The 26,986-nt window shown below is 35.2% G+C and carries 20 protein-coding genes and 1 tRNA gene; 12 read left to right on the forward strand and 9 right to left on the reverse strand.

What is annotated here, in order from left to right; translation table 11 throughout:
* Positions 1–44 precede the first annotated feature (44 nt).
* The 3 genes from ACICP6_RS00410 to ACICP6_RS00420 are packed head-to-tail and all read right to left on the reverse strand — an operon-like array spanning position 45 to position 5,340.
* On the reverse strand, positions 45–2,636 hold the full coding sequence (locus ACICP6_RS00410; RefSeq protein ID WP_395463171.1) for a type IV secretion system protein: 2,592 nt from the start codon (positions 2,634–2,636) through the stop codon (positions 45–47).
* Positions 2,629–5,034 (reverse strand): VirB4 family type IV secretion/conjugal transfer ATPase, encoded by a 2,406-nt coding sequence (locus tag ACICP6_RS00415; RefSeq protein WP_395463172.1) that lies wholly within the window; start codon positions 5,032–5,034, stop codon positions 2,629–2,631. Before ACICP6_RS00415 ends, ACICP6_RS00410 begins: the two co-directional genes overlap by 8 nt.
* 9 nt (positions 5,035–5,043) lie before the next feature.
* Complete coding sequence (locus ACICP6_RS00420; RefSeq protein ID WP_395463173.1) at positions 5,044–5,340, reverse strand: type IV secretion system protein VirB3; 297 nt, start codon at positions 5,338–5,340, stop codon at positions 5,044–5,046.
* Between the two features lie 103 nt (positions 5,341–5,443).
* Here ACICP6_RS00420 and ACICP6_RS00425 point away from each other — a divergent pair, with 103 nt between their 5' ends.
* The 4 genes from ACICP6_RS00425 (at position 5,444) to ACICP6_RS00440 (ending at position 10,445) form a co-directional block, all read left to right on the forward strand.
* Positions 5,444–6,982 carry a lysine--tRNA ligase gene (locus tag ACICP6_RS00425; RefSeq protein ID WP_395463174.1) on the forward strand — a complete coding sequence of 513 codons (1,539 nt, stop codon included), beginning with the start codon at positions 5,444–5,446 and terminating at the stop codon, positions 6,980–6,982.
* A 1,003-nt stretch (positions 6,983–7,985) separates the two neighbouring features.
* Positions 7,986–8,558, forward strand: coding sequence for a Holliday junction branch migration protein RuvA (ruvA, locus tag ACICP6_RS00430; RefSeq protein WP_395463175.1), 573 nt, complete (start codon positions 7,986–7,988; stop codon positions 8,556–8,558).
* Entirely contained in the window at positions 8,555–9,529 is a 975-nt protein-coding gene (gene ruvB / locus ACICP6_RS00435; RefSeq protein ID WP_395463176.1) for a Holliday junction branch migration DNA helicase RuvB, read from the forward strand. The genes ruvA and ruvB overlap by 4 nt, the downstream gene beginning before the upstream one ends.
* Positions 9,530–9,935: 406 nt before the next feature.
* Positions 9,936–10,445 (forward strand): DNA-3-methyladenine glycosylase, encoded by a 510-nt coding sequence (locus ACICP6_RS00440; protein WP_395463177.1) that lies wholly within the window; start codon positions 9,936–9,938, stop codon positions 10,443–10,445.
* Between the two features lie 26 nt (positions 10,446–10,471).
* Here ACICP6_RS00440 and purF read toward each other — a convergent pair whose 3' ends face one another.
* Positions 10,472–11,857 carry an amidophosphoribosyltransferase gene (purF, locus tag ACICP6_RS00445; RefSeq protein ID WP_395463178.1) on the reverse strand — a complete coding sequence of 462 codons (1,386 nt, stop codon included), beginning with the start codon at positions 11,855–11,857 and terminating at the stop codon, positions 10,472–10,474.
* Positions 11,858–12,458: 601 nt separating this feature from the next.
* On the opposite strand from purF, the gene ACICP6_RS00450 reads away from it, so the two are divergent.
* Both ACICP6_RS00450 and ACICP6_RS00455 read left to right on the forward strand, forming a co-directional pair.
* Entirely contained in the window at positions 12,459–13,382 is a 924-nt protein-coding gene (locus ACICP6_RS00450) for a hypothetical protein (protein WP_395463179.1), read from the forward strand.
* A gap of 260 nt (positions 13,383–13,642) precedes the next feature.
* A complete protein-coding gene (locus ACICP6_RS00455; RefSeq protein ID WP_395463180.1) occupies positions 13,643–13,864 on the forward strand; it encodes a WPE palindromic element domain-containing protein in 222 nt (73 codons plus the stop codon).
* A gap of 53 nt (positions 13,865–13,917) precedes the next feature.
* Here the strand turns inward: ACICP6_RS00455 and ACICP6_RS00460 are convergent.
* Together ACICP6_RS00460 and ACICP6_RS00465 are read right to left on the reverse strand one after the other, a co-directional pair.
* Positions 13,918–13,993, reverse strand: a tRNA-His gene (locus ACICP6_RS00460).
* Between the two features lie 72 nt (positions 13,994–14,065).
* The gene (locus tag ACICP6_RS00465; protein WP_395463690.1) at positions 14,066–14,242 is read right to left on the reverse strand and encodes a hypothetical protein; all 177 of its coding nucleotides are present in this window, start codon (positions 14,240–14,242) and stop codon (positions 14,066–14,068) included.
* Here ACICP6_RS00465 and ACICP6_RS00470 point away from each other — a divergent pair.
* The 3 genes from ACICP6_RS00470 (at position 14,172) to ACICP6_RS00480 (ending at position 19,269) form a co-directional block, all read left to right on the forward strand.
* Positions 14,172–14,945 (forward strand): cytochrome c biogenesis protein CcdA, encoded by a 774-nt coding sequence (locus ACICP6_RS00470; RefSeq protein ID WP_395463618.1) that lies wholly within the window; start codon positions 14,172–14,174, stop codon positions 14,943–14,945. The two genes, ACICP6_RS00465 and ACICP6_RS00470, sit on opposite strands and share 71 nt — an antisense overlap.
* 103 nt (positions 14,946–15,048) lie before the next feature.
* Positions 15,049–16,536, forward strand: a complete 1,488-nt coding sequence (murJ, locus tag ACICP6_RS00475; RefSeq protein ID WP_395463181.1) for a murein biosynthesis integral membrane protein MurJ — start codon at positions 15,049–15,051, stop codon at positions 16,534–16,536.
* Positions 16,537–16,725: 189 nt separating this feature from the next.
* Entirely contained in the window at positions 16,726–19,269 is a 2,544-nt protein-coding gene (locus tag ACICP6_RS00480; RefSeq protein WP_395463182.1) for an AsmA-like C-terminal region-containing protein, read from the forward strand.
* 944 nt (positions 19,270–20,213) lie between these two features.
* Here ACICP6_RS00480 and ACICP6_RS00485 read toward each other — a convergent pair.
* A complete protein-coding gene (locus tag ACICP6_RS00485) occupies positions 20,214–20,612 on the reverse strand; it encodes a hypothetical protein (RefSeq protein ID WP_395463183.1) in 399 nt (132 codons plus the stop codon).
* A 127-nt stretch (positions 20,613–20,739) separates the two neighbouring features.
* On the opposite strand from ACICP6_RS00485, the gene ACICP6_RS00490 reads away from it, so the two are divergent.
* Complete coding sequence (locus ACICP6_RS00490; RefSeq protein ID WP_395463619.1) at positions 20,740–21,939, forward strand: ribonuclease D; 1,200 nt, start codon at positions 20,740–20,742, stop codon at positions 21,937–21,939.
* Here the strand turns inward: ACICP6_RS00490 and coaE are convergent.
* The gene (gene coaE, locus ACICP6_RS00495; protein ID WP_395463620.1) at positions 21,922–22,509 is read right to left on the reverse strand and encodes a dephospho-CoA kinase; all 588 of its coding nucleotides are present in this window, start codon (positions 22,507–22,509) and stop codon (positions 21,922–21,924) included. The genes ACICP6_RS00490 and coaE overlap by 18 nt on opposite strands.
* Before the next feature lie 170 nt (positions 22,510–22,679).
* Between coaE and ACICP6_RS00500 the strand changes: the two genes are divergently transcribed.
* Together ACICP6_RS00500 and ACICP6_RS00505 are read left to right on the forward strand one after the other, a co-directional pair.
* Positions 22,680–24,083 (forward strand): NAD(P)H-dependent flavin oxidoreductase, encoded by a 1,404-nt coding sequence (locus ACICP6_RS00500; protein ID WP_395463184.1) that lies wholly within the window; start codon positions 22,680–22,682, stop codon positions 24,081–24,083.
* 194 nt (positions 24,084–24,277) lie between these two features.
* Positions 24,278–25,129 carry a hypothetical protein gene (locus tag ACICP6_RS00505; RefSeq protein WP_395463185.1) on the forward strand — a complete coding sequence of 284 codons (852 nt, stop codon included), beginning with the start codon at positions 24,278–24,280 and terminating at the stop codon, positions 25,127–25,129.
* Positions 25,130–25,979: 850 nt separating this feature from the next.
* Here the strand turns inward: ACICP6_RS00505 and fabD are convergent.
* Positions 25,980–26,960 (reverse strand): ACP S-malonyltransferase, encoded by a 981-nt coding sequence (gene fabD, locus ACICP6_RS00510; protein ID WP_395463186.1) that lies wholly within the window; start codon positions 26,958–26,960, stop codon positions 25,980–25,982.
* Between the last annotated feature and the right edge of the window lie 26 nt (positions 26,961–26,986).

Below are 26,986 nucleotides of genomic sequence, written 5' to 3' on the forward strand. Positions count from 1 at the left end.
CGAAGTTTTGGTTACTTGAACTTTTAAGCATCTATGACCCACCTTTAACTTTCAGTACCACCAGTACCTCCAGTACCTTTGGTAGCGTTAAGAGCTTCACTGGAAATACCTCCATTGTCTTTTCCTACAGAAGGTGATTTACTAGGCTCTTCATTAAGATTCGTATTTCTCTTAGCCTCCTGAAGATCTTTAGCAGCTCCAGCAGCATCCCCAGAATGAGCTTTACCAATAGCTCCAGCAATAGCTTTACCTACAGAAAAAGCTTTTGACATCATTTTTCCAGGTGTAGCACCAGAACCGAGTGATGCCCTATGATTACCAGCAAGTTCAGCAGCCATTTCAGGAAGAATGTTTAAAAAGTGATAAAATAGGAATAATACTAGAGCTAATTTTAGTAATTCTCCTATGAGAGAGCTGCCAAATTCCATGTATGTAAAGTCGAATAGACCAAGTATGCTGCTCTTTTTAAAGCTGTAGTTTTGCATCATACACGCTAGAGTAGTTTCATTTTTATCACATTCATCATCTCTTAACTTAAACCATTGTTTCTTACTACCACCCGAGGCTTTTATTTTCTCCTCATATTCCTTGTCCAGCTCAAAGTTCAAATTTGTAAAATAGATTTTATCACATGCTATGAACATAAAGGACAAAAATGCGAAGAGCATAACTGGATATAGGCTATAGGTGATCAATTCTCTTATCCACCCATCAAAATATCCTTTAGTGTGCTGAAACAAAACCATAGGAATAAATAAAGGTGATAAAATGATAATTACACTTAAAGCAATTAGAGATAAAATAAACACATAGCACATCCACAAAATAACCATCATCATCATAACGGCCATGAATATAACAACAAGAGCTGTTAAAATCTGCCCCCCAGCGAAAATAATGCCTATTATCGAACCTGCAACTAACAAGGCAGGAGCAGCACCAAGTAAAATAGCCAATGTTGCTACACCTCCAGTACCAATTTTGCCAGCAATTCCATCTAAAGGGGCACCTAAATAAAATAAAATTCTACAATCAAGCCTATCCCAAGGTGCAAGATAGCTGTAATTTGTTGTACCGTGTTTGTAATTACTTGCTTCATAATTACATATGTTTTTACTTTCAGATGATGCTTTCAACACTATTTCTGACAAACCATTTGAAAGTTTTGTTATTTCTCCATAATAATGAGACATGGTGCTGCCTGTTGTAAAGTAAATCACTAAAGCAAATTTAATGATCAACATATACATTTCTTGTGGACTACGAACTCCACCAGACATGGCTTTTATAGAGAACAGTATTAAAGCTAAAACCAGAACAGCAGTTACAGTGTGCTTCAGCCTTTTTTGTGCTACAGACAAGAAACTACCCTTCACTTGTCCTTTTTTTGCTCCTTCCTCATATTTTAATTGATCACCACTTGAATCAATACCTGCCACTAAATTATCTAACGATTCCTTAATGCATTGCACTATCATAGAGGTTATGGGAATAGGAGCTAATGATTTACTTCCCGCCTGATTGTAGCAAGCTTCAGAGACATACGAGCTAAAACAGCCAGCATTATTGTAATGTGAAAAAACTTTTTTATCCTCTTCCTTTTCCCTTATAATAGTTTTGTAATCTTTATTTCCGGGGTCGCTAAGATCAACCTTATATTCACCTGTACCATCTTTATTTTTGAATATCATCACAGATTTTTCACACATAGGAGCAAGCGGGTCTGGTGGCAATTCCGTGCACCCCATATCAACTCCTTGCGGCCAAGGAGTCATTGTAATACCAAGTGTGCTAACACTGGCTAACTCCGCACATAATCTACCCATTTTTCTTACTGCTTTGAATGTTGACCCATGTATGATTTTACTCTGTCCTGCTTTAAGAACTTTACATTCCAGATCACCGTCAACCTTCGGTGACCATGACCCATCTACGTATCCAGTGTCTTTCTCCCTGACATCAAAGTCTATATTACTTGTAAAAAGATTACCAAAAGTTAAAGGATTGCGATGACATACTTCTATATATTCACTGTATTGCACACCGTTTTTTGGCCAGTAATAACCACCAGCATTTTGGTCAGATATGGAGTTTAAAATGCCCTTCTCTATTTTTTTACCTACTTCTATTGATCCATTTTCCTTATCAAAACATTTAAAATATTCATCTTCCTTTTTGTAATTCTCATTTGTGCACTCTGAATATTTTGAGTATTCTGATTTTGAGAATCCGAAATCTTTATACTTTCCATCATGATCACGTGCAACTGGGTGTCTAACAAAACTATGTTCACAAACAACAAGTCCTCCTATCGCTTTCCAAACCCCAACAATTGCAGCTATCATTCCAACAATAACAAGAGCAGTAAATAAACCAGCAGAAGAAACGATCAAAACAATACCAGTAAATATTGCACCAACAGCAATCGCTATTCCAGCAAGTGCTGCAGCCGTTTTAAACGCTCCACAGTCAGGGTTAGAGGCACGACTAAAGCTACCAGCAGAGTTGAATCTACTAACAAATTCTGTCTTGTCAGTACCACTTACTTCATTTGCAAACACTGGATATGAGAGTAAAAAATCTATATTTAATAAAAATATCGCAATTAATAGCAATGACAGCTTAGTCTTAAACATTTTTTACCTTCTGATAAAATATAGGCAACCATGCTTTTGGGTTATCTCCGACTTCTTTTAATATATCATGTAATAATAGAACACTTTCTGCACGTCCTGACAATACGTTGACTATATCATCTAAGCCTTTTAAGTCTATTTTAGCTACTACAGCATTAACTCCTTGTTTTAGCAAAAAGAATCTAGTACTTGGATCTGTGTGCTTAATTAGTATATATTCACGTTCAGTTAACATAAAAACATCCCGATAAACACTAGTAGCCTTCAAATTTGGTAAAAAAATCTGAGTCGCTGTTTGTTGTACAAGTGTATCACTAATAGCACTTTTACTTGCATCTTCAACGCTCTGAGTAGCAAAAATCACAAAAGCATTTAATTTTCTCAGCACTTTCAACCAGTCCTTTATCTTAGGTGCAAAAACTGGATTATCTATTAACGCCCATGCCTCATCAAGAACAATAATAGATGGAGTGCCATCAAGAGATATACTAATCCTATGAAACAAATAAATCAATACCGGTCCAAGAGCAACAGGATCTTTGAGCAAATTAGCCATTTCAAAGCCAAATACTCTTGCTTTTGAAAAATCCAGCAAATCTTCTTTATTGTCAAATATTGCAGCATGAGAGCCATCACCATGCCACATAGATATTGCTCCAGCTAGGGTATCAGGACCTGCAAGTCCTAAAAATGGTACGAGATTTCTTAAGAATCTGTCTTCTTTTCTTAATTTAAAATTTCCTTCAATTGCGTCATTAATTCGTGCAATATCTTCTGAAGTAAATTTACCATTGTATACTGAAATTAAAGACTTTATCCACTCCATTAAAAACGTTCTATTATCAGGAGTATCATCAAGTTGTAGAGGATTAAAGTTTGTTTTAGTTCTTGGTTCTATTACAGTATAGACACCACCTAATGCTCTTAAGAAAATCTCTGCACCGCGATCTTTATCAAAAAAGAATATTCTTGGAGAAAATTTTATCGCTTGAGCACATAGGAAATTCATTAAAACAGTTTTACCAGCACCAGTTGGACCAATGATCATGGTATGCCCAACATCCCTTATATGAAAGTTAAAGAAAAATGGAGTGCCAGATGTTGTATCAAAAACTGTAACAGCATCTCCCCAGTGGTTATTGAATTTATTGCCAGTAGGATAATTATGTTGGGATGCAAAACCAGCCAAATTAAGACTACTTATCGTACCTTTTCTTACTATATAGTCGAAATTGCCAGGAATTTGCGCCCAAAATGCTGGTTCAAGGTTAACTCTCTCACGGATAGGATAAACACCACAATTAGAAAGCTCAGACTCTACCAACGACAAAGCATTATCCAATGATTTAGGGCTTTTTTCTATACATAAAATGGTTAAGTGATGTTCGCCAAACGCAATCTTACCACTCATTGCATCATCAAGCGCGTGAGAGATTTCTGCTATTTGGGAAATAGCTTTATCTGCAGATTGTATCATCCGATTTTGCTGTATCTGCATTTTTGCAATTGCCATTTGCCTATTTGTAAATTGAAAAGACTGTGTGATGATGAATTCGTAAGGAAGTTGTAAAAAATAATCAAGCATTCCTGCAGAAGTATTATTTCCATATTCTTTGATACTAACTATTCCAGCGTATTTACTCTCATTATGAGTCACAACTTGTATCATCTTACGGCCAAAAAATAACCTATGTACTGGCAGATATCTTGATATTTCAGTTCTTAGCGGAAGAAGTGTGTTTGTAACGAAGCCACAATTTACAATCCTAGATAGAAATTCCATTACTTCACAAAACAGACCGTTTGGAGTTTCTTTTACTCCAAGGATCTTAGGCGAATAATTCCTAAGGCTCGTCACCACACGATTTGTCGTTTCCTCTAAATCTTCACACGCAGCACGCATGTCGCTCTCCCAGGCATGTTTTGAAGTTACATGTCCGAATTTTTTTAGTAGATGTGATAAAAATTCTACTCCTTTTGTATCTGCTCTACGAATAATTGTAATGTATAGGTCATTAATAAACGATTGTCTTGTTGCATGTTTTTCTCTCCATTTTAGATTTACATGATTAGCGAAAAAATTTGGCAAATTTTGACTTGCAAATTCATCAGAAAAAATGTTTTTCTTACGCCTGATAGTATGAAAATATAAACTAAATGCTGGAGATGAGATGCTTCTCAGCATTTGATTCCTGATGTTGTTCTGTATTACTAAGTCTTCATCATCGGCTGTTTCAAATGCAAAGCCACTTAACTTTATAAACTTAACCAACCAATTTTGTTTCGTTATTAAGGTTGTGCTATTCCAATAGCAAGAATAAGGAATAAATTCAGCAGCGTGAACCTCCCTGCTTAAAATAGATTTATTCTTTGATTGAATAGCTCTAAATCTCAGCATCACATAATTTTAAGTAATGTCATAAGAATTAGCTCCATGGTAAAAACGATTTAAACACTTGGAGCATTTTCCTAATTTTACCATAAATAATTCAATAAACAACGGTTCTTTTGCAGAAGCTATATAACCGAGTCCATGTACTCCTGGTAAAACCAAGAGGACCACTCTCAGATCATTTGAATTAATGAAAATTAGCAGGCAAATTAGAACGTTTAATATTGCAAACATATAACTCACACCAAAAAGCATTGCAGGTCTTGTAAGACCTTTAAATAATTGATCTGTTTGTACGCTACCTGTAGACATATTTTTAACCTTCTGATTAATAGCTCTAACACTAATACTACATCATTAATTAAAAATCTATTGAAATTAGTAGCACTTTAGGTAAGATAACTAATTTAATCTCATGACGACGAGCTGGCCATTTCAAGAAGCAGAAAAAATATTACAAGAATTTCCTAATAAAAAAGAGATAATATTTGAGACTGGCTATGGGCCTTCAGGTTTGCCACATATTGGTACTTTTGGGGAAGTTTTTCGAACTACAGTTGTTGCAAATGCACTGAAGAAAATAGCTCCTGGTATAAAAACCAAAATCATTGCAGTTTCCGATGATATGGATGGTTTGCGAAAAATACCAGATAATGTGCCAAATCAGGAGATGCTAAGAGAGCATTTACATAAGCCATTAACTGTGATACCCGACCCATTTGGTACTCATGAAAGTTATGGTCATCATATGAATTCACTGTTGTGTAAATTTCTTGATTTATTTGAGTTCGAATACGAGTTTAGAAGTGCAACAGAGTGTTATAAATCTGGTATTTATGATGAAAAACTTTTACTCTTGCTGAAAAATTACGATAAAGTGATGGACGTAATGCTTCCATCATTCCGAGAAGAAAGACAGCAGACCTATAGTCCATTTTTGCCGATATGTCCAAAAACTTCTCAAGTTTTACAAGTTCCAATAATTGAAAGGAATACAGACAAAGGAACAATCACATACAAAGACTCAAATGGAGAAAAGATGGAAGTTTCGGTGACGAAAGGTAGGTGCAAATTGCAATGGAAACCGGATTGGGGAATGAGATGGGCTGCATTTGGAGTCAATTACGAAGCTCATGGAAAAGATTTGACTCCCTCTGCTGTGCTTTCAAGTCAAATATGTAAAATACTTGGAGACAAGTCACCACTCCTGTTTTGCTACGAGCTTTTTCTTGATAAAGAAGGAAAGAAGATATCAAAATCAAAAGGAAATGGTATTTCAATTGAGGAGTGGCTCACTTACGCACCGACAGAGAGCTTAGCGTTGTACATTTTTCAGAGTCCTAAAAAAGCTAAACGCCTATATTTTGATATGATACCAAAATCAACTGACGAATATCTAGAGTTTGTAAGGTGCTATAATGAGAGTAAAGAAAAAGATATAAATAATCCTGCATGGCATATTCATCAAGGCAATGTTTCCAGTATAGAAATTTCAGGTATAAATTTTATGCTACTTTTAAATCTAGCAGCAGCTTGTAATGCTGAAAACAAGGAGATCCTATGGGGTTTTATATCCACTTATGCACCAAACGTCACACCAGAAAATAATAAAATGCTCGATAGGCTTTCAGACTTTGCAGTTAGGTATTATCACGACTTCATCAAGCCAACAAAATCATACAAAGCTCCAAATGGAAGAGAGAAAGAAGCGTTACTAGATTTGAAGAATACTATACATTCTCTATCTACCACTGCTACTGCAGAAGAAATTCAATCTCAGGTCTTTTCTGTTGGAAAGAACCACAATTACAGCAACTTACGTGATTGGTTTCAGTTGTTGTATGAAACATTACTTGGCCAAAAAACCGGTCCAAGAATGGGATCTTTTATAAAGCTTTATGGAATAGATAATACGATCTCTCTTATAGACAGTGCTATTAAACGTACACTTTAGAGGTTACCTTCTTTCATTCGAGCTCTTTAGTTTTAAATTAAGTACAAAAACTCCTTGACAAACTCCGCCAGTCCTCTTATTATGGTAGTGAAGCTATTTTATTTAACTTCGCAATCTCTGCAGCGGATTAAAATGACAAGAAAACTTGTATTTGGCGTACTATTGTTTAATTTTTTGCACTATGTGCACCGTATGTCTTTATAAAATTTCTAGGTTTTTACCTACATAAGCTGAAACGCGCTTATAAAGCGTTCAAGACATCACCCAACGTCAAATTTTAAAATAGAGAGTGTAATAACTAGCTACCACGGGATTTCTTTGCCTTTTTTTTCTGCCTAGTAAATTTCTTAAATATTTTAGCTAAGGTTAGTTGTACTTAAAAGCAGCTAAATTGCAGCGTTTAAGGCTTAAAAAACGCCAATACTGAAAGTAGACAGTGACTAGGGCTTCTTTTGCCTTTTTTTCGTTTGGTAAATTTCTTAAATATTTTCTTAAATTTTATAGCTAAACGACAACCGCTGCTTGTTAGCAGGATCTAGAGATACCGCGGCGGTATGACGTAGGGTTTGCCGATATTCCGCTGCTTGTTAGCGGGATCTAGAGATACCATGACGGGATGACCCGCTACGCGTTAGCGCCGCGGCGGTATGACGTAGCTTGCTTGGTTAGCTATAGATCCCAGTGTCACGCACTGGGATGACAAAAGGAAGGGGCACTGGAATGACACGAGAAGGAGGCACTACATTATAGAGTGAACCAGTGTCGGCTACTTGGATGACAAAAAAAAGAGCGCTGGAATGACATCATAGGGGCGCTTGGATGATAAAAAAAAGAGCACTGAAATGACACTTTGTGTTTTAGGCAAAACCTGCTATACACACTGCCTTTGCAAACAAATGTTCGTGCAGATGTGGGCTTGGCCTTTACAGAAACAGGAAATGTGAATTCTGCAGTTGACCTGGGATCTGAGAGTTTTTAAACTGGACTTTATATAGTACTAAAAATGATAGGAAATCTAAGCGGAATAGTTGATGAAATTCACAGCGATCACATAATCCTGAATGTAAATGATGTTGGCTATATAGTGTACCTTTCAGCCAAAGCTCTAAATGTATGCTCCACTGGGAGTGAAATCAAGTTACTTATTGAAACTTATGCAAACAGTAGAGAAAATACTGCCCAGCTTTATGGTTTTATCAATAAAGAAGAGCAATTATGCTTGCGCTTGCTTGTTAAAGTGAATGGGGTCAGTTATAAGACTGCAATGTCAATTTTGAGTAAATTAACTCCAGAACAGTTGTTTTTGGCAATTATGAATGAGGATAAAGTAACACTCAAGATGAGTGGACTTGGCCTGAAACTCATAAATCGAATCATCACTGAATTAAGTGGCAAAGTGAGTAAATTAGAAATAAATAACAATAACTTTAATCCAATTAATGAAGATGCCCTTTCAGCATTGATCAATCTTGGATATGAAAAAATGAAAGCTTATGATACTATAAAAAAATACAACCCAAACCTGGACACTAAGGATATTATTCGTATGGCGCTTAAGGAGCTTTCAACATTATGAAATCAATATCGTGCGGTAAAGAATATGCTGAAGATGTGCGCAATATCAACATCAGGCCTGAGCAACTTGATGATTTTGTCGGGCAAAAAGACTTAATACAAAATTTAAAAGTGTTTATAAATGCTGCCCAAACGAGAACTGAAGCCTTAGATCACGTTTTATTGTATGGTCCTCCAGGACTTGGTAAAACAACTTTAGCACAAATTGTCTCTAAGGAATTAAGAGTCAGCTTTCGTGCAACTTCTGGTCCACTGCTTAGTAAAGCTGGGGACTTAGCTGCAGTGCTTACCACTTTAAATGCAAAAGATGTCTTATTTATTGACGAAATTCATAGATTAAACCGTAGCATTGAAGAAGTTTTATATACCGCCATGGAAGATTTTTGTCTGGACATATTAGTAGGCGAAGGCCCATCTACTCGCACCTTAAGGATAGATTTACCACCTTTTACGCTGATTGGTGCAACAACACGGCTTGGACTACTTTCTGCGCCGCTGAGGGATCGTTTTGGCATTCCTTTACATCTTGAGTTTTATTCTTTTGAGGAATTGGTTAATATTATAAAAAGAGGCGCAAGAGTTCTTTCTGCTGAAATTAAAGAGGATGCTGCACGGGAAATTGCCTGCCGTGCGCGCGGTACTCCAAGGATTGCTTTGAGGTTACTTAGAAGAATAAGGGATTTTGTTGAAGTGAAAGATGATAAAAAAATTACCTATGAAGTTGCCAACTCTGCACTATCAAAATTGGGCATAGATAAAATGGGGCTTAATAAACTTGATATGTGTTATCTAAAATTTTTGTTCAATACTTCAGGACCTGTTGGCATTGATACTATATCTATCGCGCTATCTGAGGATGTTGGCAATATTGAAGAAACAGTAGAACCTTATTTAATCAAAATCAGTTTTGTAAAGCGCACACCAAGAGGACGCGTTCTAACTGATCAAGCAAAGGAATATTTGAGCCTTTAATATTAGAGAGCTTTTTTACCATAATTCAATTATATATTGATCGGCATAATATCATATACTGGCATTTTTGTGTATAAAAGCATATATGTTAAATAGCACTGAAACTGTAGTTCAAATTAAAACTTCTCCATTTCGTATTCGCTAGTTATGCTATTCTAACTAATTAAGCTATGGTTTGTGGTAATAGGAAAAAACTGGATTCCAGCGTCACGCGCTGGAATGACACCCTATGAGTGCTGCTTGCGTATATTCTCTCTTTCACCATCTCAGTGTTTCTTTCTTATTATGCCAGTACCATTTTCTTGTCATTCAAGTAGCTCCCCTTCTTGTCATCCCAGTGCTTGACACTGGGATCCAGAAATTCTTAAACTGAATTCTATATAGAACCTCAGAACAAAAATAAAAAATGGGTAGCACAATACTATCAAGAAATTTCTACAAGCGACCGACTTTAATTGTAGCTGGGGAGTTACTAGGAAAAACGCTAAAATTTTCTAACTTTAGTGGAACGATAACTGAAGTTGAGGCTTATATAGGAATGAATGACCCAGCTTGTCATGCAGCAAGAGGCTATACTAATCGAACCTCAGTAATGTTTGGTATGCCGGGGTTTTCATATGTGTACTTTATATATGGAATGTATTACTGTTTAAATATTGTAACGGAAGCAGAAGGGTTCCCAGCAGCAGTGTTAATACGGGGATTAAAGCTCATCGAACCGCTTGAAGAAAATTTAGGCGGGCCAGGAATATTGTGCAAAAAATTAAATATTACAAAAGAACATAATAAACAAGATCTCACTATAGACCACGAATTTTGTGTTTATGAATCTCATCTCAAACCGGATTATGTTTGCACTCCAAGAATTGGAATTAGTAAAGGTCAAGAGAAATTTTGGCGGTTTAAGATTTTATAAACTGAGTTCCGGTGAACTTGCGTAGATTATTTGCCAATTGGATAATCACCAGTGAAACAAGCATCGCAATATTGCGGCGCTATGTTATTGCGCTTCTCTCTCTTAACAGCCTGATACAGTCCATCAATACTCAAGAAGGCTAGGCTATTTACTCCTATAACTTCCTTAATTTCCTCTACAGATTTATTTGCAGCAATTAAATCCTTGCACTCTGGTGTGTCAATTCCATAAAAACAAGAATACTTAATTGGCGGGCTTGAAATTTTTAGGTAAATTTCTTTTACTCCTGCATCTTTTAGCATAACTATTATGCTTCTGAGTGTACTACCACGTACTATACTGTCATCTATCAAAACTATGTTTTTACCCTTTAAAACGTGCTTATTAGCATTGAATTTTAATTTTATTCTAACTTTACGTACTTCAGCGGTTGGTTGTATAAAAGTTCTTCCTATATAGTGATTACGAATGATTCCCAGTTCCATAGGTAACCCTGAATGTTCTGCATATCCAATAGCTGCAGGTATTCCAGAATCAGGTATTGGTACAATCATATCCACATTGTTTTTTGGTGGACTTTCTTCTGCAAGCGTTCTTCCTATTTCTTTTCTTACATCATATATAGACCTATTCCCCATTATGCTATCTGGTCTTGAAAAATACACATATTCAAAAATACAAAAGCTTGATTTTTGCTGTAAAAAAGGAAATGCTGAAGCTAGGTTACCATTTCGATCAATAGTAACTAGTTCACCTGGTTCTATTTCTCTAACAAACTCTGCATTTACTATATCAAGAGCACAAGTCTCAGATGCAAGTACGTAAGAACCATTTAACTTTCCTAAAACAAGAGGTCTGATTCCTGCTGAGTCGCGTACTCCAATAACTACTTCTTGATTGATTGCTACAAAAGAATAAGCGCCTTGTATTTGCTTTAATGCATATATAAAACTCTCTAGAAAGCTATTTTTCGCATTGGCTTCTATCAAACGTACTACCACTTCTGTATCAATATCTGACTGAAAAACACATCCTTGTTTAATTAACTGCTCGCGTATTGGAGAAATATTAATTAAATTACCATTATGTGCTATAGCAAAATCCCCAAATTTGTCACTTTTGCCAAGCATAGGCTGCGTTCCAGATTTACTGCCACTCGTTGAGTATCGAACATGGCCTATTGCATAGCCTCCAGGTAAGGATTTCTTTATTTCATCTATATCATCAAGCACGCTGCTCACTTGACCTTGAAAGTGATAAGAGTGCAGCTTACCGTTGTTACTTGTTGCTACACCAAAGGATTCTTGCCCTCTATGCTGCAAAGCATGAAGACCTAGTATAGAGTCAAAAGCAGCATCTTTATTGCAGCTTATACCAAATACTCCACACTCTTCGTGCATTTCATCAAGCATAAAAACCATTGAGTAAAGCTTAATTTTACTTTAGCATAGGTAAAGTACAAGCATTTTATTTACTAGCCCCTTTTGAAATTCAGTTTTTACGGTAATTTTAGTGTGGGCTAGAAAGCAGGTGTATGTCTAATAAATTATTGAACGGCTGTTAGTAAGATTAATTTTTTTGTTTACCAATGGCTCTATTAAAATTCCTTGACAAACTCCGCCAGCACCCTTATTATGGCATTAAGGGTATTTCTGACTCAAAACTTGTTTTTGACCTGCAGGCTCAATGACAAAATTCAGTAAAAAACTCAGGGTATTTTTTGGCGGATTACATAAAATTATGGCGGCTGCATGTCTTTTAAATTTTTTCTACATTCAGCCAAATCGCGCTTATACTAAGCGTCAGCACATTATTACAGCGCCAGTTTAAAGTATTATAGGGTCAAAACTCGCACCACGGGGCTTCTTTTGCCTTTTTTTAGGTTATGCAAGAGGTCTAATGACACCATGGCTAATTGCAAGTAGTTCATAAGTCTGAAACATAACTTAATGGATTATTATGATTTTTACTAGAATAATAAATATAGCAAAGATTTAATAGTGAGGCGTGAGGATGAAGGGAGCAAGAAATCTTCACGATTGTGCAAATGATGGCACTTGCGGGCAATCTATACAAAATTTTAAGATTGGTGATGCTGATATTTCCTTCTATGACGACTATGGAAGAATGATTGCACAGATACCTAAGTTACCTTATGGAAACTCTATTACATACAATAATAATTTATATAAAACTGCAAAACCAAAAGATTTTGGTGATGAGTATGCAACACATATCGGGATTCGGGATGTATTACCTAATCAATTTAATTTTGAATATGAAAAGTTGAATGTCATAGTACATTATGACAACGTATCGCAACGGGAGCAAGAGCAAATAAAGCTTGATATTCAAAATGCTTATGAGGCATATAAAGCAAAATTTTGTATAAATAGTGATACTCAAGTGACTGTGGATACCTATATTTTCAATAATGGAGATGATTATAGGCAATATGGCACTTTGGTTCCTGGATTTTTAAGGAATCAAAATATGATCAATAGTTCCGCTGGGGTGACAGATGGAAAAAGCGTATTGCTCTATAAAAATGCTTACATGGACAACGTTTTATCCCATGAATTCGGTCATGTGTTTCAATTTACTGGGCTTTCCACGGCAAAAGTAAAAGAACTAGACCGCATACATTCTCAATTAATGGCAAATGCTATTGGACTAGAGATAGAAGAAAAAAACCACAAAGTCATACTTGAACAGAAAGAAAAAACCCATAAAGCCATTTATGAACAAAAAGGTGTAGATGAATACGAAGAATATTATTTGTGGTTTGAATTAAAATACAAAGGCACCACGTGTTATGTAAATCACAGGAACTTTTATTCAACAAAAGAAAAAGATCAAATTATACAAGATGTCAAGAGTTCTTACGAGTCACTTATTAGCGAATGTGATGGATTGGGGGATGATATGACAAGTTGACCTTACCCAGAAATTCGCCATGACGATCAAGTGGACAGCATGGTACAATATTTGCAGTGGATGAGAAACAGTACCTCTAGGGTTGCAGCTATACGAACATTGTGATCTTGGCCTACCAGATCCAAAACGACAACCGTCATTCCGCTGCTTGTTAGCAGGATCTAGAGATACCATGACGGTATGACCCGCTACGCGTTAGCGCCGCGGCGGTATGACGTAGCTTGCTTGGTTAGCTATAGATCCCAGTGTCACGCACTGGGATGACAAAAAAAGAGCACTGGGATGACACGAGAAGGAGGCACTGGGATGACATTATAGGGGCTACTGGGATGACAACGAAGGGCTACTTGGATAACACCGTCATAAAGAAACCAGTGTCAGCTACTTGCATGACATCTTTCTTCTTGGTACAAATTATTTTATATTTCAATGGTTGTACAGTACGCGCTAGAATGACAAAGAGGAGTAGGCTATTGATGTAAGCAATGGTTATGCAAGAATGTCGTTCATATTTCTATAAAGCAAACAATTTTAATGGGGCGAGCGACCAGGATCGAACTGGCGACATTCAGTACCACAAACTGACGCTCTACCAACTGAGCTACGCCCGCCAAAGTATAAAGTTTCTAACATATCAGCGCTAAAAGTCAATTGATTATTTAAGCCAGTTGCTTTACTCTAGACTATACTTTAGTTTCCGTTATGTACAAAATCATGGAGTTTTTAATAAACTTAGCATTTGCGTTTATTGGTGGTGTAATACTCAACTTTATGCCTTGTGTTCTTCCTATTCTTTCTCTCAAAGCAGTAACAATAATCAATGATATTAGCAACTCATTTAAACTGAGATTAAATGGCATAACTTACGCTCTCGGAGTATTGACCAGTATGTTAATATTGTCCCTCACGTTATTAATGTTACGTAATATAGGTTATGTAGTAGGTTGGGGTTTTCATATGCAACCTCCTGCTTTTGTACTAGTATTATTATATGTAATGTTTGCAATAGGCTTATGTTTTTGTGGCTTATATGACGTCCCTCTTATACTTTTTTCTCACTCAGGTAAAGCTAACAGTAGTTTTTTTGTTGGAATGCTTGCAACACTAGTTGCAACTCCTTGTATTACACCTTTTATGGCACCAGTCATAGGTTTTGCTCTTACTCAGTCATCAATGTTTGTTTCTATTGGCATTTTCTTATTTCTTGGCTTTGGCATTTCATTTCCATATTTAATTATATCGTTTTTTCCTAACATACTTAAATTCTTACCAAAACCTGGTAAGTGGATGGAAAAATTTAAGCATTTTTTATCTCTTCCTATATTTTTATCCGCTATTTCGCTGTTTCGGGTACTGATCAAGGAATCAACCACAGTGTCTGTACTAACTGGGCTTTTAAGTTTTACATTTAGCATATGGATATGGAGTTTTGCCAATAGTATAAAACCATTAACCAAATCTGTTCTTTTTACATTATTCTTTCGTTTAATCTATTACCATTCATCTTATCCGATGCAGCACAAAAAGTCATTTTTCAAAAGAATCTACAAACTCAGAAGATAAATTCCTTTCAAGTAGAACTTACTGAAATACTTTTATTCATGTTTTTGCTGTTATAGTTAATTATATTGACACTGAATGTGATCTGAAGTAGTGGTAAATAGCAATGTTTAAAAGTATCTTCACATTTAGTTTTTTTACAGCTATTTCAAGAATCTCAGGGTTAATAAGAGATGTGCTAATTGCTACAGTTATTGGTGCAACTTCTCTTGCAGATGTATTTTTTTCTTCGTTTCGCTTTGCTAATCTATTTCGAGCGTTTTTTGCAGAGGGGGCATTTACTATCTCTTTTATACCATTATATTCAGCAGAATCATGTGATAATAAAAGAGCATTTAATTTCGCAAGTAGTGTAATATCCATTACGCTTATTATTTTAATAATCTTTTGCCTTATCATGCAAATTTTCTTTCCTTATATGATTCAAGTATTTACTCCTGGATTTGACCAAAGCAAGTTTACTCTTACTGTGACCTTATCAAGAATTATGATGCCTTATATAATCTTTGTTTCAATTGCATCACTTATTGGGGGAATGTTGCAAGTAAAGCAGCATTTTGCTTCAACAGCTATTGCACCAATTATTTTGAATCTCTGTTTAATTATTAGTTTGTTTGTGCCTTACATTAAAACTCCAGCGCACAACCTTTCTATAGCCGTTCTGATCGGAGGGAGTTTGCAGTTGTTGTTGATGCTGTTTAGCGCGTACAAATTAAAGGCTGTCTTTTTTTTTAGCATGAAATTGAGTAATGAAGTAAAGTTGTTTTTTAAGCGTGTGATACCAGCAATTATCAACAACTGTGTAACTCAAATAAGCTTATGGATTGATACAATTATGGCAAGTTTTATACCAAATGCGGTGTCTTATATATATTATGCCGATAGATTAAATCAACTACCGCAGGGAGTAATCGGTACTGCAATTGGTACAGTGCTTCTTCCTTTAATCTCAAAACAAGCAAATGATACTGAAAATATAATTAAAATACAGAACAGAGCTCTTAACATAGGATTAATGTTAATTATGCCGACAACTGCTGCCTTTATTATTATTCCCGACGCAATTTTATTTACGCTTTTTTCTTATGGTAAGTTTGATCACTATGCAGTGCAGCAAACTGTTCCCACGTTAATAGCATTTTCTCTTTCTTTACCTGCATTTGTTATAAATAAAGTATTGCTACCCACGTTTTTTGCTAAAGGCAATCTAAAAATACCAACTATATTCTCACTAGTGTGTCTTGGAATTAATGTAGTGCTAAACCTCCTATTAATAAACAAGTATCAACATACGGGAATCGCTATCGCTACTTCTATTTCCACTTGGATAAATTCTATTCTATTGATTAATTACTTAACAATAAATAAAATGTATAAGGTTAGCCAAGTATTACTATTAAATATTGTAAAAATTCTTGTTGCAACGGTGGTTATGTCAATAGCTCTTTATGTTTCTAGTTCCTTATCAGCAGAATTATTTCTCGATAAAATGTTTATTCGTGTTGTTTATTTAGTAGCTTTAATAGCTTTAAGTATTGTTGTTTATTTTGGTACTCTTTATCTAATGTTTATGGGTAATCTAAAACATGTATAAATTAAATCCTTTGTATTGCTATATGTCATTCCAGCTATCATCCCAGCATCCATTTTTATCATCTCAGTACCCATTCCTGTCATCCCAGTGCTTGACACTGGGATCCAGAAGATCTATTGATTGTACAACCTGGAAAATTTTGGCCATAACTTACTGTATTCCAGTGTCAGCTACTTAAATAACACTACTATGAGATTTTCTATATACACAATATTATCAATTTCTTTGGTATTAACCCTTCTGCACGTTGCTGCAACTTTTAAGGACTGGAATAGCTACAAGGAATATATTGTGCAAGAATTAGAAAAGACGTACAACGCTAAAGTACATATTGGAGGGAAAGTCACAGTTTCACTAATTACTCCAAAGCTCAATATTCATAATGTGTACATACAATGCAACAAAAATAAAGAGCAAAAGGTATCAGATTTGATTGGCGTAAATAAAATTGAAGTAAGGCCGTCTCTTCTATCGTTGTTTTTATTTTCGCTACAACCAAAGTCAATTACATTGCTTGGGATGAAAAGCAATAAAGAAAATTTTATTAATATTATAAATGCAAAAGCCAGTAGTAACATAGTTGATATAGTAATAAAAGACAGCCAAGTAAGTTTAAACAATAATTTCACTGATTATGGCAATATTGTTAACATAAAAGAGGTTGCTATAAAGAAAAATAGGCAATTTTCTGGCGAAGTGAAGGTAGGTGATAATAACTATGATTTTTCAGGAAAGGTTAACATCACAAAAAAGAATGTACACATTAACGTCGAATCAAATTTTATAAATTTGCTATTTACAGGTAATAAAAATCAAGAAGAACTTCAGGGTAAGTTAACGCTAACGATTAATAATAGTTCTGATTTTGTAAGTGATTTAGCAAAAATTATTAATCTTAGCTTTCTTGCTTATGCCATCCCTAGTGAAAATATCGAGATATCATCTAATATCAACCTCAATGAAAATGAATTTACGGTAACTGACTTGAAAATTGATTCCAAAAGCATGCAAGCCAGCGGTACAATACAAAATGATAGAAAAAATAATCACACTGACGTCAACATTGGCTTCAGTAAAGTTGACTTAGATTCCATACAAAATGACTCACGAAAAACAACGGATATAAAGGATCTTCTAGAATGTTTTAGAGAAGTTGTGCCAAAGAACTTGAACTTAAATTTTAGTATGGAAGCTTCAAACATTCAATATCAAAATAGGATGTTGAACAATTTTCGCACCACGTTAAAATTTGCTGATGGCAAAATAAAAGTTGATACGCTTCTTAAATTTCCTGGAGTCAATAACATATCCTATTTATCAGGAAGAGTCTCAAATAATGGTACCTTATCTGAATTTGATGGTGATTTATTGGTAGAAGGAAATGATTTCGAGTCGTTCGTCTCATGCTTTTTTCCTTCTATACAGATGAAAGAAAACCAGAAGAATCAATTTACACTAAGTTCCAAATTACACTTTGCACCCAGGATATTATCTATCGCAGACATTAGATTGTTAAATGATAAAGAATTTTTGCAAGGATCAATTAGGATTAGTCATACAAAAAAACACAATGTGATAGGTGGTGGATTTAGTGTACATAATTTTAATGCAGATAAATACGATTATTCATTATTCGGTAGTTTATCCAAAGTGCAATGGCTGAAAAATCTGAAGTATGATGTAAATATAAAGACCAGTGCTAATGATTTTACGTTAAATGATACGAAAATTGAAGATTTGGATTTCGTGCTGAAGATAGAAAAGGGTAAGCTAGTTGCAGATAAGGTAAAGCTATCTGGAGAAGGTTTTGATATTGCCGGTAATATAAAAATATTAGTGGATCAAAAATATACTAAACCTTTATTAGATGTGAACCTCACGGGTAATAAATTTAATGGCAATATCTTTAAATTACCAAATTTAATAGAGGTAAAAAGAGATTCAAGAAGTAAGATAAATCAAATTCAATGGTCAACAAAGCAGCTTGATTTTTTGGATAATAAAAAAGACTTTGATGCAAATGTGCAAATCAATGCTACAGAATTTAAGACTGAACAGGATGTTTTGAGGAACTTTAATTTGGATGCGGTGATGATAAATAACACTATTACTGTTAGACAAATAAGTTATGAACTAGAACATGGACAAGTGTTTTTTCAGGGTTATTTAAGATCAGATTCAATGTATACAAAATTTTTTATTGCAAATTTGGACACTAAAAGGATTGGTCAAGTTATAGGAATTGACAATGTAAATGGTCAGATAAGCTTAAACGGTGCAATCAAAACTCAAGGAAAAAGCTTTCATGATTGGGCTAATAATTTATCAGGGGAGATCCATTTGCAAGCACAAGGAATAGAATTTACTAACGTGGATTTTAATTCATTCATCGCTAATTTATTAAGTAGTAAAAATAAATCTGAAATTTCCACATTTGCTCATGTTGATATATATAGTGGCAGTACATTTTTTGAAAGTGTGAGCGGAAAATCAAGTATTAAAAACGGTATATGTTCAACTAGTTTACAATTTGGAATTGATCAAGCATCAGGGTCAATTTCTTCTAATTTTACCTTATCTAACTTTTCTTTAATTTCTGTATCCAGGTTCTTTTTCATTCCACTAGGTCATAGTAATCCAATCTATATTGATATGCATTTAAATGGTTCTATTTGGCGTCCTAAGATGAGTTTTGATGTAGATCAAATATTCACTACTCTAAAAAGAAATTAGAAGCATTAAATGTGTTTTTGTTAAGTCAAAGAGTAACCCATGGGTGTTGCACACAACTGCACGAATATTATCCGGGGCTAAAAACTACTTGACAAACTCTGCCAGCCCTCTTATCATGATACTGAAGGTATTCAGTTATCTTCATCTGTGCAGATTAAACGAAGGAGTATAACGTAGTTGGCGTCTTATTTTTAATTTTTTGCACTATGTGCACCGTATGTCTTCACAACATTTTTAGGTTTTTACCTATATAAGCTGAAACGCGCTTATAAAGCGTTTAAGACAGTATAGTACGCCAATTTGCAGGATTAGAGAGTAAGTACTATCTAACACGGGATTTCTTTTGCCTTTTTTCTGCTTAGTAAATTTCTTAGCATTTAAGCTAAGGGTCTGTTGCAGTTTAAAAGTCGCTAAATTGCAGCGTTTAAGACTAAAAAAACGCCAATACAGAAAATAGACAGTGACTAGGGCTTCTTTTGCCTTTTTTCCCATTTAGTAAATTTCTTAAATTTTATAGCTAAACGACAACTGCTGCTTGTTAGCGGTATGACGTAGGGGTTTCAGCACGTGACTAGATGCAGCCACTTATTTAAAGTTAAGTTTTCTGGATCCCAGACTGGAATGACAAAAAAAGAGCACTGGGATGAGACCATTATAGAGTGAACCAGTGTCAAGCACTGGAATGACATCATAGGGGTACTGCCATTATAGAGTGAACCAGTGTCACGCACTGGGATGACAGGAGAAGGAGGCTACTCGGATTACACCATTATAGAGTGAAATGAGGTCCCAGTGTCGTAGCACTGGAATCTAGTTCTTGTTAGAGATTTACCATATTAGTAATATAAAACTAGATTAATTCTTGCTACTTCAATTTTTCTGTCAATTAGTTCTTGCCTGTCACGTCAAGTCTTGCCTTTATATAAATAAGCCAAAACTGTAACTTATCTTTTAAAAATTTCAAATGTAATAAATTTATGTTTTAAAGGATTTGATATATTAAACTTTATTGTATTTTCTTTCTCATCAAAAACTATAGTATCCTCATCTATGTGATATCTGTCTATTTGATATGCTAGTGAAAACGCTTCAAGCTCATCAGAAGTTGGAGGAGATTTATATACCACTACGTTTAAAGTTTCTAAGTCCAAGTTCACTCTAACAGTCATAACACCTTGTTCAAACGAACTTTCAAACAAACCCTGAATAGACTCTCCATGCATACATGGCGGGTCCTTCCTTACAGCAGGTATACATCGATTATACATTGCATTCCCTGAACCGTTGTGCATGCACATCATAAAATTTTTACTTCCTTGAAAAAGGTCTATAAAATCTACCACAACATTTCACCACCATATAACAAACACTTTATAATATTAAAAAATGATTAACAAGTTCCATTCGTAGTAACTCTAATTGCAAAAATTTAATATAAGTGATAAAATAGCATTATTAAATGAAAAATATATGCTAATTAGTACAACGTCGGATCTGGAGGATATATGTGAGGAGTTGATAGAGAAAAAGCCAAAATTTATAGCAGTTGACACGGAGTTTATTAGAAATAATTTAACCTACTATCCAAAATTGTCGTTAGTTCAAATTTCTTACGGAGATAAGAGTTTTGTTGTAGATGCACTAGTACCAGAAATTGATTTATCATTCATTAAGAAAATAATGATAAATCAAGAGATAACGAAAGTCTTTCATAGCTGTCGGCAAGACATAGAATCCTTATTCACTGTGTTTAGATGTATTCCCACTCCCATTTTTGATACCCAAGTTGCTGCTATGTTTTGTCATTATTATCACGACTTTATTGGTTACTCAAAAGTAGTAGAGCAATATCAAGGAGTAGTGTTAGATAAGATTAAAGCTAAAAATTCAGACTGGTTAAGAAGGCCATTATCCGAGGATCAATTAGACTATGCAATAAGCGATGTGGTACACCTATATGACCTACATCAAATATTGTGCAATAAACTTAAAGAAAATAATAGGATGGACTGGTTTCAAGAAGAGATGGAATCAGTGGGTGACATAAATAGGTATTTGCATAATCCAAAAGATGCATGGAAGAGGATTAAATTTAACTATGAAGCAAATCCAAGGTTGATATTAACTGTTAAAGCAGTTAGTGAGTGGCAAGAGACCTTAGCACAGCGTTATAATATGAATCGTAATAAAGTAATTAATAATGCTGTGGTAGCTGATTTTATTGAAAAAAATGTGGAGCATGTTGACGAGATTTTAGATGATCTCAAGAGGAACGCAAAAAATATAAAAGATGAAGATTTATTGGAATTTATAGATATTTTCAATGAGAATGAGAAAGACTTTGTGCAGCAAAATTATACTCCATTAAACAGTTATGATAGATCTTTGTTCGACATACTCTCGATTATTTTAGAGAGCGAATGTAAAGAAAACGACATATCAAGAAAATTAGTTTCGTCAAAAGATGAGTTAGCTGGATCAATATCTGGGCAGATAGATAAATTATTCAAGGGGTGGAGGTATGATTTTTTTGGCGGGTCAGTCGAATCATTTTTGAATGCAAACTCAAGGTTTGAAATTTCAGCGGTGAAATCTGCAAACAATACAACCAAAATTCGGAGTAATTTGGTGGAAGCAAATTGTGAATTGAAATCAACTGCTGAGATTTAACGAATCCACTATATATTTTACTTGAGAAAAAACATACTCTTTACTTACATTGGTATCGATAATAAAGTCACTCATCTTCCTTTTTTCTTCAATAGATAGCTGAACATTAGAAATTAGATTTAGTTTTTCTTTATCTATGTCACGTTCGTTAAGTCTTTGAGCTTGTACAACGCTATCTGCATGGACGAAAACAATAAGGTCGCAATACAAATAAAATTTTGTTTCCAGCAGGAGTGGAACATCTAAGACTAAGAGCTTTCTGTTGATTTTTTTTTCCTCAGCAATAAAAAATTCTAATTCATGCAGCACAGCAGCATGAACCAAAGATTGGAATTGTCTCCAATTTTCATCATAGGCTAAGAAATATTTAGACAATATTCTTCTATCCATTTCACCACTTACTACTGATCCAGGAAAATTTTCTTCTGCGTAACTTATTATGCTTTTATCCACTCTATAAAGCTGGTGTACAACAGAATCAGCATCAAATACAGCAGCACCAAACTCTTTAAAGCAATTGGCTACAAAGCTCTTTCCTACTCCAATTCCACCTGTTAGACCTATAATCATATGGCAAAAACACATTAGCGAAGCTATATTTACAGTAGCTGCTTTTTCTTGCATGTCCATTTAAAACCCAAATTTGGCTATGCGAAGGCTCTAATGATGTCAAGAGAAAATAAACGGCTATTATTTTTTTAGTAATTAAGTAAAATAGAATAAAAGATTACGAGGAAGTTTTGAAAAATAAGATAAAAGAAGTAGTGATTTCAGGAAGAGAAGTGTGGCCAATCATCGAGGGTGGTAAAGGCATTGCGATTAGTGATGGAAGGTCAAGCGGAGCATTTGCTGCAGCAGATGCTGTTGGCACATTTTCTGGCGCAAATGCTAAGCTTATTGATGATAACGGTGAGTTAATACCACTGATTTACAAAGGAAAAACAAGAAATGAAAAGCATAATGAATTGATTGAATACAGTATTAAGGCTGGAATTAGTCAAGCAAAAATAGCGAGTGAAATATCAAAAGGCAGTGGAAGAGTACATATGAATGTGCTTTGGGAAATGGGAGCGGCAGAACGTGTGCTTCATGGCATATTAGAAAAAGCAAAGGGCTTAGTTCATGGTATTACCTGCGGTGCTGGTATGCCTTATAGGCTTGGAGAAATTGCAGCTAAATATCAGGTTTATTATTACCCTATTATTTCATCGGCACGCGCTTTTAAAGCATTATGGAAGCGTGCTTACCAAAAAATATCTTCTTTTTTACTTGGTGGAGTAGTGTACGAAGATCCATGGCTTGCTGGAGGGCACAATGGATTAAGCAATAGTGAAGACCCGGCGTTACCACAAGCTCCATTTGAAAGAGTTGCAGAACTTAGATCTTTCATGAACGAGATCGGCCTTTCAGAAACACCAATTGTTATGGCAGGAGGAGCATGGCATTTGAAAGACTGGGAACATTGGCTTGACAATCTGCGAATTGGACCAATAGCTTTTCAGTTTGGCACTCGTCCGCTTTTGACGAAAGAAAGTCCAATTTCTGCAGAGTGGAAAAAGAAACTATTAACTTTAGAAGAAGGTGATGTATTTTTAAATAAATTCAGCCCAACAGGGTTTTACTCATCTGCAGTAAAAAATAACTTCATACGTGAATTGCAGGGGCGAAACTTACGTCAAGTAAAATTTTCAGAAAATGCCAGCGAAGAATTTAATAATGAATTTGCAATTGGTGCAAGAGGTAGGAAGATTTACCTTACCTCAAAAGACAAAGAACTGGCAAGCACATGGACTAAAGCAGGATACACAGAGGTAATGAAAACTCCAGATACAACTGTTATTTTTGTGACACCGGACAAATTTGCGGAGATAAGACAAGATCAAATCAACTGTATGGGATGTTTAAGTCATTGTTTGTTTAGCAATTGGAAAGATCATGGTGACCATTCAACAGGACGAAAGCCAGATCCACGTAGTTTTTGCATACAAAAAACACTGCAAAACATTATACATGACGGCAATATTGAAAATGAGCTCATGTTTTCTGGGCACAATGTGTACAAATTCAAGCAAGATCCGTTTTATGAGAATGGTTACATACCGACAGTAAAAGAACTGGTGGAAAGAATATTAACTGGGTATTGAGTCAGCAGTGGTCTGAAAAGTCCATTTTTCACTTTATAAAATGTTTATATTCTACTACCTACTTTATTTGAATAAGTTCTTCTGCTACACTCTGAACGGATACTTGAATTAGGCTTAAGTTGACAAGAAGGCGTTACTCTGTTAGAATAAATATTTATTAATTTAATCTTAATCTTAATTTAGGGAGAACATCTATGTTAGCAAGTGATAGTGTTTTAAAAAGGTGTGCGTTAGCTTATATAAAAAGATCTGGTAGTAGTAAAAAAAATTCTGTTAGTAGTGAAGAAATTAAACGGTTTTTGGAGTTTTGTGTTAGATTGGGTCATTTCCCTTGGAGTGAGGAGAAATTTGAAAAGGTGTATAAAGAATTTATTAGGAGCCAAAATCTAAATAATGGACAAAATACAGGAAACGGAAATGGTCAATGTAATGAAGAAAATGGGCAAACTACAAACCCTCAGGTTATACATGTACATACACAAAATACCGGTTTAAGTTTTTGGGATTGTTTACTGTTACAATGCTGGATTAATTCTTTGTTTGGTGGACGTGGTCACACTACGATTAATAATATAACGAATATTAACAGCCATCAAAGCAGAGAAGATGGCAAAAAAGACTCGGAAGACAGTAGAAAATTATTAGCTTTAGGTATAGTAGTTGCAGTTGCGTGTGTTGCTTTACACATTGGTATGTGCTTTTGGTATAGTAGTAGTAGAAAAGCGGCTAGAAAAGAAGAAAAAATAGATTATCTGGATAATAAACTTAAAATGTTCAGGAATATAGAATTTGCGGTTAGCGCTGTTTCTTTGGCAGCTTTGATATATTGCGCTGTTAATCCAGTATTACCAGCGTGGTGTTTAGTCATTCTTGGTGTTAATTCTCTTGTATGTTTTGCTGGTGCTTTAGCTTTTCATGTGCTGCATGGGAAAGAATTAGGCAGTATTGAGGAAGCTGAAGGAGCAGTAAGAAGCTATCTTCAAGATCTGGATACTTCTTCAAGAGCTCCTTCTTATGATGGCCCACCTCCTGCTTACTCTCCTTAAATATCGGTAGCTTTAACATAAGTTGTATAGCCCTACATCATACCGCCGCGGCGCTAACGAGTAGCGGGATGGCGGTTGTCGGTAAGCCTAAGTCACTTTAGCTATATAGAAAAAATTTTTTACTTTAACTCAAAAAATTACTTCCGCATACTCAAAATCTCATTATCATAAAACTGAAGCTATTTATTTATCTTCGCAATCTGTGCAGGTTAATGACAAAAAACTTAGGGTATTTGGCGTCTCATGTTTAATTTTTCGCACTACGTGCACCGCATGTCTTTATAAAACTTCTGGGTTTTTACCTATATAAGCTAGAACGCGCTTATAAAGCGTTCAAGACATCAAAAAACGTCAAATTGACAAGGGAGAATTTGAATGCTAGCTACCGCGGGTTTTCTTTGTCTTTTTTCCTGCTTAGTAAATTTCTTAAACACTTGCGATGTAGGTTAGCTGCAAATTAAAAGTGGCTAAATCGCTCTTAATCAAGCGTTTTAGAATAAAAAGAACGCCGATATTTTAGTACATGGTAAATAGCCAACTACCACGGGGCTTCTTTTGCCTTTTTTTTCGTTTGGTAAGTTTCTTAAATATTTATAGCTAAACGACAACCGTCATTCCGCTACGTGTTAGCGGAATCTATGATGAGATACCACGGCGGTATGACGTAGGGGTTCCAGCGCTTGGCACTGGAATCCAGATGCAGCCACTTGGTTAAAATTAAGTCTTCTGGATTCCAGACTGGGCTGACATCTTTCTTCTTGGTACAAATTACTTTTATATCTCAATGTTTGTACAGTGCGCACTTGGGTGACAAAAAAGGGGCGCTGGGATGACACCAAATAGATGTATTTTAACTCAACCTAACTTTTAAATTTTCTGCTGTTAATACTAATGATCCACTAGAAAAGTTGTCAATATCACCAATACTATCTATATTTTTTGTACTGATAGATTGATCAATTCTTTTGACCAAATTAGATAAAACTTTGTTAGGGCCAATTTCAACGAATTGATTGATGCCACAGCTTGTCATATGTAAAACCATTTCTCTCCACCTCACTCTGCTTATAATTTGCTTAGCAAGCAAAGTTTTTATAATTTTGGGATCACTCTCCTCTTTAGCTGTAACATTTGATATTAAAGGAACTATAGGGCAAGTTATTTTAACACTCTCCAAAAATTCCAACACTTTTTCATCAGCAGGCTTCATAAGAGATGAATGAAAAGGCCCACTAACCTGTAATTTTATTAATTTCCTTACACTCGAGTTTTTGAACAAATCAGGTAACATTTCAAGGGCTTCTGAAGTACCACTCACCACTACCTGTCCACCGCCATTATCGTTTGCAATTTCACAAACCCCATCAGTTTGGACTGATTTCAAGATATCTTCTACTTCGCTTATCTCTGCACCTAACACCGCGACCATTCCGCCTTTACATTTTAGTGAAGCTTCATGCATTGCTTCGCTGCGAACTTTTAGTAGCTTGACTGCAGACTCAAGCGTCAACGCTCCTGCAGCACATAGCGCTGTATATTCACCAACTGAATGCCCACAAACATATTTAACATTGTGATCAGAGAAAAGAGATTTACCAAACACACACTCCATAACACGTAGCGTTGCAATCGATACTGCCATTATAGCTGGCTGAGCGTTTTCCGTAATGGTTAATTCTTCAATAGGGCCGTTAAAAATTACACTAGATAACTTTCTATTTAGTATATTATCTACCTCATTAAATACTTGTCTTGCAGCGGAAAACTCACTATATAAACTCCTTCCCATTCCTACAAACTGGGAGCCCTGACCAGGAAAAGCAAAAATCATGATAATTATTATTTATTCTTTATTAA

Origin of the sequence: Wolbachia endosymbiont of Cantharis cryptica (assembly GCF_964277405.1) — a bacterium.
Taxonomy (GTDB): Bacteria; Pseudomonadota; Alphaproteobacteria; order Rickettsiales; family Anaplasmataceae; genus Wolbachia.